Source organism: Protofrankia sp. Cr2 (assembly GCF_963555885.1).
Classification (GTDB): domain Bacteria; phylum Actinomycetota; class Actinomycetes; order Frankiales; family Frankiaceae; genus Protofrankia.
In genome coordinates this window covers 1,185-1,801 of sequence record NZ_CAUVXG010000111.1, presented here as the reverse complement: position 1 = coordinate 1,801, position 617 = coordinate 1,185, and the positions used below count along the sequence as shown (strand labels likewise).

Annotated in this window: 1 pseudogene; it reads right to left on the bottom strand. The window is 67.7% G+C overall.

The features are described 5' to 3' along the window. Nucleotides 1-617, bottom strand: a pseudogene (locus U9978_RS23745) (type IV secretion protein Rhs); the annotation flags it as partial.

The window sequence follows — 617 nt, the reverse complement described above, 5'->3', positions numbered from 1 at the left end:
CACCGCGACCGGCAGACCCGCGGCATCCGTGACCACCCGCCGGGTCTGGCCCAACGCATCGGTGACGGATGCGAGCCGGCCGCGGTCGTCATAGCCGAATACGGTCCGCGCACCGACCGGATCAACCACCGCCGTCAGGTTCCCCCGCTCATCGTAGGAACGTTCCCACCGGGTGCCATCGGGCTCGACGACCACCACCGGCGACCGCAGCGCATTCCATTCCACTGTTGCCCGGCTGCCGTCCGGCCGGATGAGCTCCGTCAGGTTGCCATCGGCGTCGTAGCGATACCGCACCGTGCGGCCCAACGGGTCGGTTTCGGCCAGCTTGCGGTCATACCGATCCCACTCGTAGCCGGTGACACCGCCGAGCGGGTCGACCTGCCGGCGCAGCTGCATTGTGTCGGTGAACTGGTACTCGATGGTGTGGCCCAGCGAGTTGGTCTCCACCGTCATGTGACGATCAGGGTCGTAGACGATCGTCCCATCCAGACAGCCGGCCGAACCCGCGGTCCGCACCACCCGACCGGCCCCGTCATAGGTGTAGGCGTAGCTGGTGCCGTTGCGATCCATCCAGCCGATCATCTGCCCGGCGGGGTCATAGCCGAACCGCAACGGCC